The sequence below is a fragment of the Sutterella sp. genome (assembly GCF_030539355.1).
In the GTDB taxonomy this organism is placed as follows: domain Bacteria; phylum Pseudomonadota; class Gammaproteobacteria; order Burkholderiales; family Burkholderiaceae_F; genus Sutterella.
On sequence record NZ_JAUNSF010000028.1, the window covers coordinates 1 to 15599 of the forward strand.

11 protein-coding genes are annotated in these 15599 nt (G+C 64.7%); 2 read left to right on the plus strand and 9 right to left on the minus strand.

Annotated features, from left to right (window positions below; genetic code table 11):
* The first annotated feature begins 164 nt into the window (after positions 1–164).
* Entirely contained in the window at positions 165–938 is a 774-nt protein-coding gene (locus tag Q4F91_RS06115) for a hypothetical protein (RefSeq protein ID WP_303335759.1), read from the plus strand.
* 101 nt (positions 939–1039) lie between these two features.
* On the opposite strand, the gene Q4F91_RS06120 is transcribed toward Q4F91_RS06115, so the two are convergent.
* The 9 genes from Q4F91_RS06120 to Q4F91_RS06160 all read right to left on the minus strand — a co-directional run bounded on the left by Q4F91_RS06120 (position 1040) and on the right by Q4F91_RS06160 (position 14503).
* Positions 1040–2302 carry a hypothetical protein gene (locus Q4F91_RS06120; RefSeq protein WP_303335762.1) on the minus strand — a complete coding sequence of 421 codons (1263 nt, stop codon included), beginning with the start codon at positions 2300–2302 and terminating at the stop codon, positions 1040–1042.
* Positions 2303–2438: 136 nt separating this feature from the next.
* Positions 2439–3995, minus strand: coding sequence for an ABC transporter substrate-binding protein (locus Q4F91_RS06125; protein WP_303335766.1), 1557 nt, complete (start codon positions 3993–3995; stop codon positions 2439–2441).
* Positions 3996–4099: 104 nt separating this feature from the next.
* Positions 4100–5650 (minus strand): ABC transporter substrate-binding protein, encoded by a 1551-nt coding sequence (locus tag Q4F91_RS06130; protein ID WP_303335768.1) that lies wholly within the window; start codon positions 5648–5650, stop codon positions 4100–4102.
* A gap of 169 nt (positions 5651–5819) precedes the next feature.
* Complete coding sequence (locus Q4F91_RS06135; RefSeq protein ID WP_303335771.1) at positions 5820–7364, minus strand: ABC transporter substrate-binding protein; 1545 nt, start codon at positions 7362–7364, stop codon at positions 5820–5822.
* A gap of 274 nt (positions 7365–7638) precedes the next feature.
* Complete coding sequence (putP, locus tag Q4F91_RS06140; RefSeq protein WP_303335774.1) at positions 7639–9120, minus strand: sodium/proline symporter PutP; 1482 nt, start codon at positions 9118–9120, stop codon at positions 7639–7641.
* A 330-nt stretch (positions 9121–9450) separates the two neighbouring features.
* The gene (moaA, locus tag Q4F91_RS06145) at positions 9451–10566 is read right to left on the minus strand and encodes a GTP 3',8-cyclase MoaA (protein WP_303335777.1); all 1116 of its coding nucleotides are present in this window, start codon (positions 10564–10566) and stop codon (positions 9451–9453) included.
* A gap of 145 nt (positions 10567–10711) precedes the next feature.
* Entirely contained in the window at positions 10712–11656 is a 945-nt protein-coding gene (gene rsgA / locus Q4F91_RS06150) for a ribosome small subunit-dependent GTPase A (protein WP_303335780.1), read from the minus strand.
* Positions 11653–13224, minus strand: coding sequence for a M48 family metalloprotease (locus Q4F91_RS06155; protein ID WP_303335783.1), 1572 nt, complete (start codon positions 13222–13224; stop codon positions 11653–11655). Before Q4F91_RS06155 ends, rsgA begins: the two co-directional genes overlap by 4 nt.
* A gap of 91 nt (positions 13225–13315) precedes the next feature.
* Positions 13316–14503 (minus strand): ATP-binding protein, encoded by a 1188-nt coding sequence (locus tag Q4F91_RS06160; protein ID WP_303335786.1) that lies wholly within the window; start codon positions 14501–14503, stop codon positions 13316–13318.
* A gap of 305 nt (positions 14504–14808) precedes the next feature.
* On the opposite strand from Q4F91_RS06160, the gene orn reads away from it, so the two are divergent.
* Positions 14809–15384, plus strand: coding sequence for an oligoribonuclease (orn, locus tag Q4F91_RS06165; protein WP_303335789.1), 576 nt, complete (start codon positions 14809–14811; stop codon positions 15382–15384).
* Positions 15385–15599: the final 215 nt, after the last annotated feature.

Sequence of the window (15599 nt, forward strand, 5' to 3'; positions counted from 1 at the left end):
TTTTTTGTACTTCCCGCGCCTGTGACCGATTCATGGCGGGCCTGCGGCCGCGGGCTTTAAGCGAGGTGAAAGACGCCCGCGCGAGAATTCCGGGCGTCCGGTCCGGAGCCCCGCTTCTCAAGATGGATCCGACCGGTTTACCTGCCACCCCAAGGAGCCCCCAAGTGAAAAAGACCGTCCTTGCGCTTGCAGCGCTTGCCGTCGCCGCCGGCGCCGCCCATGCCGCGGATTCCAAGCTTCTCAACACGCTGCTTGCCTGCAACGCGGATTACTTCAAGGCGATCGCCGCCGACAAGAACATCCCCGAGACGCTCAAGATCCGTGACGGTGACCGCGCCTACCTCAAGGTCGAGAAGCAGCCGCTCGACATCGTCAACTTCCCGAAGTCCTTCAAGGACAGCGGCCTCACGGTGACGGGCTATGTCTTCAACGACGAGATCATCCGCTACCCCGGCGTGCCCGACATGCACACCCACTTCTGGGGCCTCATCGTCAAGGAGGACTGGAAGACCGCGATCGATGCCTTCCGCGTCGACTGGGAGCAGGTTGACACGCGCCACATGTCCGCCCATGCGAACCGCATGAGCCGCGCCAACGACGAGAAGGTCTGGAAGGCCTACAAGCGCCCGGACAAGTACGAATACCCCGAGCTCGGCGTCTCCGAGCGCGCCTTCCACGTCCAGCCGTGGAACGGCCAGACCATGATCTTCTGCTCGATGCAGACCGCCGGCGCCCCCGAGGGCGCGATCCTGCAGGAAGTCCGTCCGGACCTGCTCTTCGGCGAGCAGCAGGTGCCGATCCGCGAGGAGGAGATCGTCAAGGACCAGCCCAAGCCCGCCGCGGCTGACGGCAAGAAGCTCCCCGAGGGCCATCCCGCCATTCCCGCCGACGGCAAGCTCCCCGAGGGGCACCCCGACATCAGCGGCGCGAAGAAGTAATCCTCAGCCCCTCTGAACAAGAAGAAGGCCCGTGCGTTTCAGAAGCGTACGGGCCTTCGTTCATCTGCGCGCTCGCCGGAGGGTTTCCTCCGGACGGCAGGTCAGTTGAGCAGCATGCTCGGCATCGAGGGGCGCGGCGAGTTGTCGTGCTTCCTGAGCGGCTTCTGCACGTTGTTGACCGAGTTGTAGAGGCGGTCCACGGTGTCGGGCTCGGCCGTGAGCCACTGGCACTCGGGGCGGATCGGGTGGCGGAGGTTGATGCCCTCGAGCGTGAAGAGGTCGCAGATCATCGCTGCGATCTCCTCGACGGCGCCCTGGATGTTGCTGCCCGACGGGAGCGGGATCGGCACGCCGGCGAGGAGCTCATCGGGGGCCGACGGGAGCGCGAAGGCGACGCGCAGCTCCGAGTAGCCCTTCTGCGGGTCGGAGAAGGCGGCCATCGAGACGAGGATCGACTCGGGAGCGACGTTCTCGTCGAGCGCGAGGCGCGTGAACGTGACCATCACGCGCTTCAGGCCCACGATGTAGTCGAGCTGGCGGACGGTGTCGTTGACGAGCGTGGGCTCGGTGACGGCGTAGCGGAGCCCGCGGCCGCAGACGCGCGAGATGAGCGCTGTGAACTCGGCGCCCCAGCGCGTGCGGACGATCGCGTCGGTCGAGAGCACGGGCGGCTCGCCCTCGGCGGCGCCCGGCACGCAGAAGCCCATGAAGCGGAAGGGCTCCTTCATCGTGCGGCAGCCCGGCTTCGAGCGCACCGTGAAGAGGATCAGACGGAAGCGGGCGGCGGTGGCCGTGGCCTCCTCCTCGTCAAGGATGAAGTCGATGCCCGGCATGTCCACCGACGAGATCTCCGGGACGAAGTCGGCCTTCGACTTCATCATGAGGCGCAGGAACCTGAGCGACTCCGCGGAGTCAGCGAGGATCTTGTGATTGATGGCGATGAGGTTCTCGTAGACCTGGATCTGCACGGAGCTGTCGAAGTACTCGGCAAGCAGAAGCTCGCGGAACTTCGCGGCCTGCTCCTCGGTGAGCTTCTCCGAGGCGAGCGGCTGGTTCTCAAGGCCGAAGGCAAGGAAGCCCGCCGCGTAGAGCGTCGTCACGGACCCGTCCTCGCGCTCGACGGCGATCATCTGGTCGTCGAGCTCGGAGAGCGCCGCCTGGTCGATGAGGTCATAGACCTCGCGGGGCAGCGTCCGGGCGAACTCCGCCATCACGCGGTCGTAGGCGTCGTAGAACGCGTACGGTTCCTCGCTGTAGAGCGTGCGGAAGGCCTTCACGGCGATGTCGCGGTCAACGTAGCCGGTGTTGCGGCCGATGAAGGGCAGGATCTTTCGCAGACGGGCTTCGAGGAGAGAGGGCTTCATAGGGGAAACAGCAGGCGCGCCCCGGCACCGCCCGGGAATCGGGGGAACCATTAAAAGCGCGCGGAAAATTTCAAGGAATTTCGAGAGTCCGCCATTCTAGCGCATGAGGCTGTGGCGGACTCCCGGGGAAGGCTCGTCAGTCCTCGACCCACTCGGCTTCGTAGAAGCCGAAGCTGCCGTCGGGCATCGGGAAGAAGTTCCTCAGTTCCTTCGCGGTGCCGGCGGTCACGTGCTCGAAAACGAGCGGCGCCCAGGGCGAGTCGGCGTTGACGATCCGCTGGATCTCCTCGTAGAGCGCGACGCGCTTTGCCTTGTCGGTCTCGGCGATCGCGCGGTCAAGGAGTTCGTCCACCTTGGGGTTCCTGTAGTAGGACTCGTTGATGAAGGCGGGCGGGACGCTGCGGCTGTCGAGCTGCGGGCGAAGCGCCCAGTCGGGCTCGCCGGCCGAGTTCGTCCATCCTATCAAGAAGAGGGCGTGCTTCGACTGCGCGGGGTCCTTGAGCGAATAGATCTGCGAGCGCTCGCCGGACTCGAGCGCCTTCGTCGTGACGCGGATGCCCACGGCGGCAAGCTGCTGCTGCAGGAACTGCAGAGTCTTCAAGGTCTTGCCGTCCGTGTAGCCCGACCAGAGGGTCGTCGTGAGGCCGTTGGGGTAGCCCGCCTCCTTCAGGAGCTCGCGGGCCTTCTTCGGATCGTACGGGTGGACGCCGAAACTGACCGCGCCCTCGAGCTGCGGCGGCATGTAGCCGGTGGAGGGCTCGGCGAAGCCGTTGTAGGCGACCTTGACCAAGGCCTCGCGATTGATTGCATAGTTGATTGCCTGTCGCACACGAACGTCGTCAAAGGGCTTCTTCATCTCGTTCATCGAGAGGAAGCGCGTGACGACCGAGGGGGCGGAGATGAGCGTCAGGCGCTTGTCGCGCTCGAGCTGCCGGAACTGCTCCGAAGGCACGGGCGAGATGAACTGCGCCTCGCCCGTCTGCAGCATCGCCGCGCGGGTCGAGTTCTCCGCGACAGCCACCCAGCGGATGGCGTCGAACTTGGGCAGCCCCTTCACGCGGTAGTCCTTGAACTTCTCCGCGTAGAGCTCGTCCGAGGGCGTGAAGCGCTTCAAAACATAGGGACCCGTGCCGCAGGCCTCGTGGGCGGTGACCTGCTTCGAAGTGGCGCGCTTGATGAGGCTCGGGCAGATCATCGAGGCCGTGCCGTTCGAAAGCCTCTGGATGAAGCCCGCGGTTGCGGTCTTCAAGGTGAAGCGCACGGAGTAGCGGCCGGTCGCCTCGACCTTGTCGACGAACTTGAAGAAATTGCGGCGCGAGAGCTTGGACTCAGGGTTCATGCCGCGCTCGAAGTTCATCACCACTGCGGCGGCGTCGAACTCGGTGCCGTCGTGGAACTTCACGCCTTCCTTGAGCTTGAAGTCATAGACGAGGCCGTCCTTGCTCACCGTGTAGGAGTCGGCGAGCTGCGGCACGGGCTGCAGGTTGCGGTCGAACGTGTAGAGACCCTCGTAGATCGAGCGGCTGATCGCGCGCGAGAGGTTGTCCATCGCGTCAAAGGTGTCGAGGGTCGAGAAGTTCGAGGGGACGGCCGCGGTGAGCACGCGCGGCTGGGCGGCCAGGGCGCTCTGCGCTGGGGCGGCGAGAAGCAATGCCGCGGGGAGAAGCGCGGCGACGGTGCGGAGAGTGATCATGTCGGTCTCGGAGAAAAGATCTGAAAAGCGTGAGAAGGCCGCTCCTTCGGGGGAGGCGGCCTTCGCGGTCGTCGGGAGCGCTTGATCAATAGACCAAGCAAATCTCACTCCTCGACCCACTCCGCTTCGTAGAACTTGTAGCTGCCGTCAGGCATCGGGAAGAAGTTCCTCAGCTGCTTGGCCGTGCCGGCGGTCACCTGCTCGAAGACGAGCGGGGCCCACGGTGTGTCGGCGTGCACGATGCGCTGGAGCTCCTGGTAGAGCTTCACGCGCTTCTCGACGTCGGTCTCGGCGATCGCCTGGTCGAAGAGCGCGTCCACCTTCGGGTTGCCGTAGTAGGCGTCGTTCACGAGCGCGGGCGGGGCGCTGCGGCTGTCGAGGAAGGGACGCATCGCCCAGTCAGGCTCGGCGGCCGAATTTGTCCAGCCTATGAGATAGAGCTGGTGCTTCGACTCGGCCGGGGTCTTGCAGGAGTAGATCTCCGAGCGCTGGCCCGCCTCGAGCGCCTTCGTCTCCGCGCGGATGCCGACCGCGCGGAGCTGCTGCTGCAGGAACTGGATTGTCTTCTGGGTCTTGCCGTCGTTGTAGCCCGCCCAGAGAGTGGTGTCGAACCCGTTCGGGTAGCCGGCTTCCGCAAGAAGCTCGCGGGCCTTCTTCGGGTCGTAGGGCCAGACGCCGAAGTCCACGGCACCCTCGAGCTGCATCGGCATGTAGCCGGTCGACGGATCGGCGAAGCCGTTGTAGGCCACCTTGATGAGCGCCTGACGGTTGATCGCGTAGTTGATCGCCTGACGCACGCGCACGTCGTCAAAAGGCTTCTTCGTCTCGTTCATCGAGAGGAAGCGCGTGACGATCGAGGGCGCGGCGATGAGCGTGAGCTTCTCGTTCTTCTCGAGCTGACGGAACTGCTCAGAGGGAACCGGCGCGATGAAGTGCGCCTCGCCCGTCTGCAGCATCGCGGCACGCGTGGAGTTCTCGCCAACGGCCACCCAGCGGATAGCGTCGAACTTCGGGAGGCCCTTCACACGGTAGTCAGGGAACTTCTCCGCGTAGAGCTCGCCCTGCGGGGTGAAGCTCTTCAACACATAGGGACCGGTGCCGCACGCCTCGAAGGCGGTGACCTGCTTGCTTGTCGCGCGCTTGAGCAAACTCGGGCAGATCATCGTCGCCGTGCCGTTGCTCAAGCGCTGGATGAAGCCCGCGGTCGCGGTCTTCAGCGTGAAGCGCACGGTGTAGCGGCCGGTCGCCTCGACCTTGTCGACGAACTTGAAGAACGTGCGGCGGGAGAGCTTGGACTCAGGGTTCATTCCTCGCTCAAAGTTCATCTGCACCGCGGCGGCGTCGAACTCCGTGCCGTCATGGAACTTCACACCCTCGCGGAGCTTCACTTCGTAGACGAGGCCGTCCTTGCTGACGGTGTAGGACTCGGCGAGCTCGGGCACGGGCTTCAAGTTCCTGTCGAAGGTGAAGAGGCCCTCGTACATCGGGCGCGCCACGGAGCGCGAGAGATTGTCCATGGCGTCCCAGCTGTCAAGCGTGGAGAAGTTCGTCGTGACGGCGGCGGTGAGAACTTTCGGGGCCTCGGCCGAGACGGTGGAGGCGGCTGCGGTGAGGAGGAGGGCGGCGGCAAGCGCCGTGAGTCGTGTGGTGGTCATGGGTGTTCGAAGTGAGTTTTTGTTGTCTGCCCGCCGGCGGCGGGAGAAGAATGTTGGAGAAGAATATCGGTCCGGTGTGACAAAAACAGAACACCCGCGTACAGGCCTCGGGGCCCGGGCGCGGGTGTCGGATTTTCAGGCTGGTCGGGTGGGATTCAGGTGTGCGCCTTTAATCAACCCACTCGGCCGTGTAAAAGTCAAAGCCGCTGTCGGGGATGACGTGGAAGTTCTTGAGGTGCTTGGAGCTGCCGGCGGTCACCATCTCGAAGACGAGCGGGGCCCAGGGCACGTCGGCGTGCACGAGCTTCTGGAGTTCCGCGTAGGTCGCGACGCGCTTCTCGGGATCCGTCTCGGCGACGGCCTTGTCAAAGAGCGCGTCAACGTTCTTATTCGAGTAGTACGAGTCGTTGTTCAGCACCGGCGGCGTGTTGGTCGAGTAGAGGAGCGGACGCAGACCCCAGTCGGGCTCGCCGGCGGAGTTCGTCCAACCGATCAAGTACATGTTGTGCTTGCTGTCCGCGGGGGTCTTGGCGCCGTAGATCTCGGTGCGCTGACCGGGCTCGAGCGCGCGGGTCTGGACCTTGATGCCGACGGCGTTCAGCTGCTGCTGCAGGAACTGCAGGGTCTTCAGAGTCTTGCCGTCGTTGTAGCCCGCCCAGATCGTGGTCGAGAAGCCGTTGGGGTAGCCCGCTTCCTTGAGGAGCTCGCGTGCTTTCTTCGGGTCATAGGGCCAGACGCCGAGGTCAAGACCGCCCTCGATCTGCGTGGGGAGGTAGCCCGTCGACGGCACGGCGAAGCCGTTGTAGGCGACCTTCACGAGCGCGTTGCGGTTGATCGCGTAGTTGACGGCCTGACGGACGCGGATGTCATCGAAGGGCTTTTTCGTCTCGTTCATCGAGATGTAGCGGGTCACGACGGACGGGATCTTCTGGAGCGTGATCGAGTCGTTCTTCTCGAGCTGTTTGTACTGCTCGAAGGGCACCGGGGAGACGAACTGCGCCTCGCCCGTCTGCAGCATCGCGGCGCGGGTGGAGTTCTCGGTCACCGGGACCCAGCGGATCCAGTCGAACTTTGGCAGGCCCTTCACGCGGTAGTCGGCGAACTTCTCGGCGTAGAACTCCTCGGACGGGTTGAAGCGCTTGGCGACGTAGGGGCCGGTGCCGCAGGCCTCGAAGGCCGTGTCCTGCTTCGTCTTCGCGCGCTTGATGAGGCTCGGGCAGATCATCGAGGCCGTGCCGTTGCTGAGGCGCTGGATGAAGCCCGCGGTGGCGCTCTTCAGCGTGAACTTCACCGTGTAGCGGTCCACCACCTCGACCTTGTCGACGAACTTGAAGAACGAGCGGCGCGTCAGGCGCGACTCGGGATTCATGCCGCGCTCGAAGTTGAGGCGCACGGCCTCGGCGTCGAACTCCGTGCCGTCATGGAACTTCACGCCCTGGCGGAGCTTGAAGACATAGACGAGGCCGTCGGGGGTGACGGTGAAGGACTCGGCGAGCTGCGGGATGGGCTTGAGGTTGCGGTCGAACGTGTAGAGACCCTCGTAGACGGACTTGCCGGCGGCGCGGGAGAGGTTGTCGTTGGCGTCCCACGAGTCGAGCGTGGAGAAGTTGTTCGAGACGGCGACCGTGAGGCCGCGGGCCTGGGCCGAGCCGAAGGCGAGGACGGCCGAGAGGAGCGTGACCGCAAGGGCGGCGCTGCGGGCGAGGGTGGGCATGGTGTGAGGCTTCCTTTAGAACTGGGGGGAGGACGGGGGAAGGGTGTTCTTGTTGCGGTCCTGCGTCACCGGAAAAGATGCGCGGGTGATTTCTTGAAAAAACAAAGAATATCGAAGATTAAATTAACTGTTTTGCATCGACAGCGCCTTTCCCTAGGTGAGACACCCAAGTCGGAGGCCGCAGCAGTCAATCGCTAAGCGGAAAAAAGAAGAAGCCGGCGCATCCTGACAGATGCGCCGGCTTCCGGTGAAGACTTCTCAGAAGGTCCGGTTATCAGCCGGCCTTGACGACGGTCTCGACCGCCTCGAAGGTCTTCTCGACCGACTCGGCCGGGGCCTTGTCGAGGATGCTCACCACGTAGATGGCGATCGAGGAGAGGATCCAGCCCGGGACGATCTCATAGAGACCGAACCAGCCGAAGTGGTTCCAGACGAGGACGGTGACGGCGCCGACGACCATGCCGACGAGCGCGCCGTTGCGGGTCATGCGCTTCCACCAGAGGGAGATCAGGATCGCCGGGCCGAAGGCGGCGCCGAAGCCCGCCCAGGCGTAGGAGACGAGCGAGAGCACGAGGCTCGTCGGGTCGCTCGCGATCCACACGGCGACCACCGAGATGGCGAGCACCATGAAGCGGCCGACCCAGACGAGCTCACGCTGCGTGGCGTTCTTGCGCAGATACGTGCGGTAGAAGTCCTGCGTGAGGGTCGAGGAGCAGACGAGGAGCTGGCAGGAGAGGGTCGACATGACGGCGGCGAGAATGGCCGACATCAGCAGGCCCGCGATCCAGGGATTGAAGAGCAGCGAGGAGAGCACGATGAAGACGCGCTCATGGTTCTCGGTGACGAGGGTGGCGTCACCCGGGTGGATCGAGAAGTACGCGGCGCCGAAGAAGCCCACGCCGACGGCGCCCGAGAGGCAGAAGAGCATCCAGAGGGTGCCGACGCGGCGGGCGTTCGGGATCACCTTGATCGACTTGGCGGCCATGAAGCGCACGAGGATGTGCGGCTGGCCGAAGTAGCCGAGGCCCCAGGCGAGGAGGCTGATCACGCCGATCACGGTGTGGCCTTCCATCATGTTGAGCATCGTCGGGTTGATCGAGGCGACGCGCTCGGTGGTGGCGACGAAGCCGCCCGCGTCGATCATCACGGCGATCGGCGTGACGATGAGCGCGATGCACATGATCGAGGCCTGGATCGTGTCGGTCCAGCTCACGGCGAGGAAGCCGCCGATGAAGACGTAGAGGATCGTCGCGGCCGCGCCGATGATGAGCGCGGTCTCGTAGTCCATGTCGAAGGTGTTCTCGAAGAGGCGGGCGCCGGCGACCACGCCCGAGGCGCAGTAGATCGTGAAGAAGATGAGAATCACGATCGCGGCGATGATGCGCAGCGCGTTGCCCTTGTCCTCGAAGCGGTGCGAGAGGTAGTCAGGGAGCGTGAGCGAGTTGTGCGCCTTCTCGGTGTAGACGCGCAGGCGCGCGGCGGTGTACTTCCAGTTGAACCACGAGCCGATGATGAGGCCGATGGCGATCCAGCTCTGCGAGATGCCGTAGAGATAGACGGCGCCCGGCAGACCCATCAGCAGCCACCCGCTCATGTCGGAGGCGCCCACGGAGAGCGCCGTGACGAAGCCGCCGAGACTGCGGCCGCCGAGGATGAAGTCCGCGTAGCTGCGGGTGTAGAAGTAGGCGAAGAAGCCGATGCCCACCATCAGCACGAGGTAGCCGATGAAGGTTACGGCAGTGGGATTGGAAAACATAGCGTGGCGCGCTCCGAAAGATCTTCTTGTGATTATTGAAATGTCCCCGCTGCCGCTGCACGCTTCAATTCCCTTTTCCGGTGCCTCCTTGAGGGAGGAGGCGTCGGAAAAGCGTGCAGCATGCACTTCACCGGGGCGGCGCCGGAGTCCGGCACGACCTGCCGTGCCCTGTTTCCGGGCATGAATGGAGACTCCGCGGAGAGGAAGTATAGGTGAGCGAGCAAAAAGCGCGCCTGCGCCATATTCCCGAGTCGCCGTGAGCGAACCGGGATGAGCGGCGCATTTCCCAGGAATTCCTCTCCCGCGATGCGGAAAAACCGCGGGAAAGCGTCACCCGCCGATGTAATTCATCTCGACCTTGTCGCGCTCGGGAGCCGCGCCGAGCGCACGGAGCTCGGAGTAGCGGTCCTCGCGGTTGGTCCAGATGCGGCCGAACGCGTCCTCAAGCTCCTTCTCGGTGCAGCCGCCGCGGAGCATGGTGCGGATGTCGTAGCCGATCGAGGCGAAGAGGCAGAGGTAGAGGCGCCCCTCCATCGAGAGGCGAACGCGCGAGCAGGTGCGGCAGAAGTTCTGCGTGACCGAGCTGATGACGCCGAACTCGCCCGAGCCGTCCGTGTAGCGCCAGCGCGAGGCGGTCTCGCCCGGCGTCGTGTGGGCCATGGGCTCGACGGGCCAGCGCTCGGCGATGCGGGAGACCACTTCGCGCGAGGGCACGACCTCGTCCATCCGCCAGCCGTTGGCGTTGCCGACGTCCATGTACTCGATGAAGCGCGGGATCACGCCCGTGCCGCGGAAGCGCTCCGCGATGCGCACGATCTCGCCCTCGTTGACGCCCTTCTTCACGACGGTGTTGACCTTCACCTTGAGACCGGTCTTCTGCGCGAAGTCGATCGCCTCGAGCACCTTGGCGGCGGGGTACCCCACGTCGTTGAAGCCCTGGAAGATCTCCTCGTCGATGGCGTCGAGCGACACGGTGACGCGTTTGAGCCCTGCGGCCTTCAGAGCCTCGGCTTTTCGCACGAGGAGCGACCCGTTCGTCGTCATCGCGAGGTCGATGGGCTTGCCCGCAGGAGTCTTCAGCTGCGCGAGGTCGGCCACGAGCCCCTCGATGCCCTTCCTCAGAAGCGGCTCGCCCCCGGTGAGACGGATCTTCTCGATGCCGTTTCTCACGGCGATGCGGGAGACGCGGAGGATCTCCTCGAAGGTGAGGAGCTCCGTCATCGCGAGGAACTGGTGGTTCTTCGCGAACTTCTCCTTCGGCATGCAGTAGCGGCAGCGGAAGTTGCAGTGATCGGTGACGGAGATGCGCAGGTCCGTGAGCGGGCGCCCGAGGCGGTCACGCCAGGCGCCGCCCTCGCGGCGGATCTCGCCGGCCTGCGGAATCGGGAGCGCCGGGCGCGTGATCACACGCACTGGTCTCACCGGTACGACTCGTCCTTCATTCATATCTCTTTGGGTCTCCGGGGGTGGCGGAATTTTTTTTGTTTTTTTGGTGTCGGAACAGGCGATTCTAGAGGCGGAAAACACCAAAAATCCATACCCCGGGAGAATTAGCCAAATCGAGTATGGAACCGTTGCAGGGTCGCAGGTGTCACCGCGGAATCGGATCGGCGTCCTTCGCGACCGCCTCGTAGAAGGCGTAGCGCGCGGGGTCGATGTCGCCCCGCTCGAGCGCGGCCTTAACGTTGCAGCCGGGCTCATGGAGGTGACGGCAGTTGAAGAACCGGCACCCCTCGACGTGCTTCGCGATGTCGGGCATCGCGCGCAGGATGTCCGAGAGCGAGAGATGCGCGAGACCGAACTCCTGGAAGCCCGGCGTGTCGATGACGGCGCCCTGCCACAAGGGGGCGGCGTGCCACTGCGCGGCGGTGGTGGTCTGCTTGCCGAGGTCAAGCGCCTCGGAGTATTCGCGCGTCTCGGCCTGCGCCTCGGGGACGAGGAGGTTGAGGATTGTCGACTTCCCCATGCCGGACTGGCCGACCAAGAGCGCCGTGCGGCCGGTGAGCTTTTCAAGCAGCAGCTTCCTCGCGCCCTCGGGGTCGGTCGTGGCGGAGAGCTCGATCACGTCCTCGCCGATTGATCTCAGCAGCGCTGCCTGCGCGGCCGCGGCCTCCGCTCCGTCCGCGAGGTCGGTCTTGTTGCGGATCACGAGCGCGGGGATCCCGGCCTGATGCGCCGCAAGGAGCGCCTTCCAGATGAACCACGGGTTGAAGGTGGGGCGGGCCGCGTAGACGATGACCGCGAGGTCGGCGTTGGCTGCGAGCGTCTTCACGCGCCACTCGTCCGAGCGGTAGAGGAGCGTCCTGCGCTCCTCGATCGACTCGATCGCGGCGACGCCGGAGACGGGGGCGGAGCAGCCGACCACGTCACCCACGGTGACGTCGCCCTTCTTGCCGCGTCGGTGCGCGAGGATGCGCTCGCCCGAAGGGAGCGTCACGACGAAGTGACGCCCGTGGCCGGCCGTGACGCGGCCGGTGAAGGCCGGGGCTTCCTGGGTCTCCGCCGGGGCGCGTTTCCTTCTCGGTGCCTTGCTCATTTCGTGCTGCTCGTCTGGGTCTCTTGTTTCTCAGCGGCGGAGTCCGTCCCGGCCGCGGGCGCATCATCGCCGAGTCCGTCGTCAATGACAAGGGGGTGCTCGACCTGGAGCTCCGCCTCAAGCGCCGCGGCCGCGCGCGCCCGGTCGAAGGCGGCGCGGCTGGCGCGCTCCCGCTGGCGGATCGCCTGCTCGTCGGCGAGCACGGTGCGCTCCGGGTGCTCCCGGTCAAGGTAGGGCGAGACGCGGAAGCGGATGAGGTCACTGGGCTCCTCGAGCTTCCACTGGAGCTGTCGCGCGGTGTGCATGAGCCTGCCGACGCGGCGCCCGGCGTGGGGACGCGCGTAGTGGAAGAGCGAGTAGCCGTGCGAGGGCGTGAGCGTGTTGCGGTAGTCGCGGTGGAGCTTGGCGATCGCGCGCACGAGCGGCCCCGTGCCCACGGTCATCGCGGCGAAGCGGTCGGCGGAGTGGGTGAGAATGCGCGAGAAGAAATGGATGAGGGGCTTCAGCGGGAAGAAGAGGAAGGGGAAGGTGACGATCGCGAGCGCGATGGCGAACCCCGCGTGGCTGCCGGGCTGCATCACGGTGAGGGCGGGCGAGAAGCCGAGCCCCGCGAAGAACGCGGCCTCGGAGGATCCCCAGCCGACGGCGGCGCAGACGATGAGGCCCGCGACCGCATGAAAGAGGATGCGCCAGAAGGCGTGGAAGTGCTTCACCCGGGCGACTGCGAGCGCGATGAGGGCGAGGAGCTCCTGACGGGTGAGCTTCGCCGCGGCGTGCGCGAAGATGAGGACGCTCCGGCGCGAGCCGGTGCCGACCAAGAGCACGTCCGTGTGCTTCCAGCCGCCGGGGCGCGTCATGATGACGAGGTCGGTCATCTGCAGTTTGTGCGCGGCGAGGAAGTCCTTCACGAGGGCGCGGAAGTCCTCGTTCTCGACCGGGCGCGAGATGCGGCTCCAGGCGGTGCCGCGCCAGAGCGAGAGCTTCCAGCGCCAGAAGAGGTGCGCGAGCCAGAGGAACCAGAGGAGCAGCCACCACCATCGGCCGCAGATCTCGAAGAGCGTGAGCGCGACGGCGCTCGCGGGAAGCGCCACGGCGAAGCCCGCGGCGGTGCGGGTGAAGGTTTTCCTCAGCCACTCAAGCCGCGAGCTCTTCTGGTAGCCGAAGCGCTCCTTGACGCGGTAGCGCGCGACCCAGCCGAAGGGAAACTCGACGAGAAGCGCCGCGACGGCGACGGTGACGACGAGAAGCCACTCCACGAGGAGCGTGTTCCCGGTGAGCGTCTCGAAGAAGGCCGCGATCACGGTGAGGCCGTGGCCGGCCGTCATGAGCGCCGCGAAGGCCGCGCCGGCGAAGGCGAGGACGAGGTTCGCGAGCGCCGTCTCCGTCGTGAAGGCCGCCGCCTTCCTGTGCGCCGCGAGCGAGAGATGGTTGTCGAAGCCCTCGGGCACTGTTCCCACCGAGCGCTCGGCCGAGAGGATCTGGCGGGCGGTGAGGACGCACTCGATCAGCAGAAAGAGTACGACGGCGATGAGGAATACGTGCTCAATGAGACTGGCGGTTTCTTGCATCAAAGGGCGGCGGCTGGGTAATGACGGCGGAATGACTCTGCATTATCTATGAACATCCCGAGCCTTGCCTGAGATCGTCGGCGAGATGTGCTCACTCGGCCGCACCGTCCGGGTTTCGTCGGCGCATGAAATCAGCGAAGAGGGGGACGGTGAAGTCGAGTTCCCCGTACCTGGGGGCGTAGATCATGCCTTTTTCCATGATGGAGGCTCTCGTCGGGCCGAGTGATCTGGGCTGCTTCTTCAGTACTTCCGCGATCTTGCCGATGGCATAGGGACCGTCTCCGAGAGAGGCCATGGCCTCGACAAACCGGATTTCCGTTTTTGACAGACGATCAAAGCGAACCCTGAAGAATCCGGAGTCGAGATCCCCGATGGTTTTTCTGCAGGAAGCCGCGATGTCCGCTTCGGTGATTGCCGGCCCTTCGGCAATGTTCCACGCATGGAACGCCCAGGCCTGAAGGAAGAAGGGATAGCCCTGAGTCCCGCTGAAGAGCTCGGCCATGGCTTTCTGCGTGATGGATGCCTTTTCCTCCTCCAGAGGCTTTCTGACGGCTTTTTCTGCATCTTCGGCGGAGAGATTTCCGATTTCATTGAAATGGAACTGTCTCTCGGCGCACGACCTTGCTTCGCCGGCAAGTCTTGCAATCTGCGGCAGCCCCGCCCCGACGAACACAATCGGGAGGCTGAGCTGCGCAACCTGATGCATGACGACAATCAGCGCGGACAGGTCATTGTTCTGCAGGTACTGAACCTCATCAATCAGAAGCACCCAGACCTTGCCCGCTGACTGAGCGGCATTCCCTAACAGCTTGAAAAGGTCGGCCAGGTCTCTCTGCAGATCCCCTGAAGCAGCGGGTCCGCTGACATCGGACGGGTCGATGCCTGCTTCCCATTCCCTGGTCCTGATCCTGCAGACCGAGGCGAAGCTCTTGAGGGCGTGAAAGCCTTTTTTCGCAAGCTCCCCGGACTGTTCTGAATTCGACAGAGCAATCAATGTCTCGCGCATCTCCGGATATAGAAGATGCGCGAGAGGCTTCCCTTCGGAGGCCTCCGCGAAAGTGACGAGACAGTCCTTCTGACGGGAGCGCTTTGCTATTTCCTGAAGCAGAACCGTCTTGCCCGTGCCGCGCAGGCCGAGAAGCATCATGGGCCGAGCATTGCGGCCGCGGGCAGCCCGGCCGCAGGCGACGGCGGCCTCGTCGAAGATGTCGTCACGGCCGGCGAGTTCGGGAGGCGTGCAGCCCGCGCCGGGTGCGAACGGATTGCTGTAGGGATCCACGGTGTGATTGAGTCAGGAGGGGAGAAACCGGAAAAGTATAGGAAATTAATGCTAGTTCTTGTTAGTTCTTTTCCGGTTCCTTCCGTCCGGTCTCAGTTTCGCTGAGGCTTCCCGGCTCAGGGGCCGCGGCATCCGGTCTCACCGTCGCGCGGGCAACGGGTCTCAGTGCCGTCCGCAGTCAAATTGACGGATCAGCATCGCGGTCCGCTGCGCTAGACTTCCCCCCGAAGCCGGAACCGGGGCGGACGCGCCGCCCTTCGGGAACCGCAGCCTCAGACATCAGCCATCAGGAAAGAAGACCGAACATGACCGCCGCTCCTCAGATCGAACGTGACCCCTCCTACGCCGACGACAACCTCATCTGGATCGACATGGAGATGACGGGCCTGCAGCCCGAGGTGAACCGCGTGATCGAGGTCGCCGCGATCATCACCGACCGCAACCTCAACATCCTCCACGAGGGCCCGGTCGTGGCCGTGCACCAGAGCGAGGAGGTGATCGCCTCCATGGACGCCTGGAACACCGAGACGCACACGAAGTCGGGTCTCGTCGCCCGCGTGCGCGAGAGCACCGTGAGCGAGGAGGAGTGCGCGAGGATCTTCACGGAGACCTTCCGCCGGTTCGTGCCCGAAGGCAAGAGCCCGATGTGCGGCAACACGATCGGCCAGGACCGCCGCTTCATGGCGCGCTGGCTCCCCGGCATGGAGCGCTACTTCCACTACCGCTCGATCGACGTCTCGACCATCAAGGAGCTCTGCCGCCGCTGGGCTCCGGAGAAGGCCTGGGTGGGCACGTCGGTCAACAAGCACCAGGCGCTCTCGGACATCGCCGACAGCATCGAGGAACTGCGCTTCTACCGCCGCGAGGTCTTCAAGATCTGACGCCGCATCCGGTTCGCGCCATGCGGAAAGCGCCCGTCTGACAGGTTCAGGCGAGCGCTTTTTTCTTGCAGTTTTTCGCCGAGGCTAGGAGAATACCCTAGACGGAGCAGGGGGTTCTCCTACCTCCTCTGAGCTACGCCTGAAGGCATAATTGCCGCGGTCTGACAACTACAACAAAACCGAAATCTTCAACTCTTTGCCATCCAAGGGAGATC

What these genes read in the sequence shown, in the direction of transcription:
- putP (WP_303335774.1), bottom strand. Translation starts at nt 9,120, where the DNA reads ATGTTTTCCAATCCCACTGCCGTAACCTTCATCGGCTACCTCGTGCTG.
- orn (WP_303335789.1), top strand. Translation starts at nt 14,809, where the DNA reads ATGACCGCCGCTCCTCAGATCGAACGTGACCCCTCCTACGCCGACGAC.
- Q4F91_RS06120 (WP_303335762.1), bottom strand. Translation starts at nt 2,302, where the DNA reads ATGAAGCCCTCTCTCCTCGAAGCCCGTCTGCGAAAGATCCTGCCCTTC.
- rsgA (WP_303335780.1), bottom strand. Translation starts at nt 11,656, where the DNA reads ATGAGCAAGGCACCGAGAAGGAAACGCGCCCCGGCGGAGACCCAGGAA.
- Q4F91_RS06130 (WP_303335768.1), bottom strand. Translation starts at nt 5,650, where the DNA reads ATGACCACCACACGACTCACGGCGCTTGCCGCCGCCCTCCTCCTCACC.
- moaA (WP_303335777.1), bottom strand. Translation starts at nt 10,566, where the DNA reads ATGAATGAAGGACGAGTCGTACCGGTGAGACCAGTGCGTGTGATCACG.
- Q4F91_RS06125 (WP_303335766.1), bottom strand. Translation starts at nt 3,995, where the DNA reads ATGATCACTCTCCGCACCGTCGCCGCGCTTCTCCCCGCGGCATTGCTT.
- Q4F91_RS06135 (WP_303335771.1), bottom strand. Translation starts at nt 7,364, where the DNA reads ATGCCCACCCTCGCCCGCAGCGCCGCCCTTGCGGTCACGCTCCTCTCG.
- Q4F91_RS06155 (WP_303335783.1), bottom strand. Translation starts at nt 13,224, where the DNA reads ATGCAAGAAACCGCCAGTCTCATTGAGCACGTATTCCTCATCGCCGTC.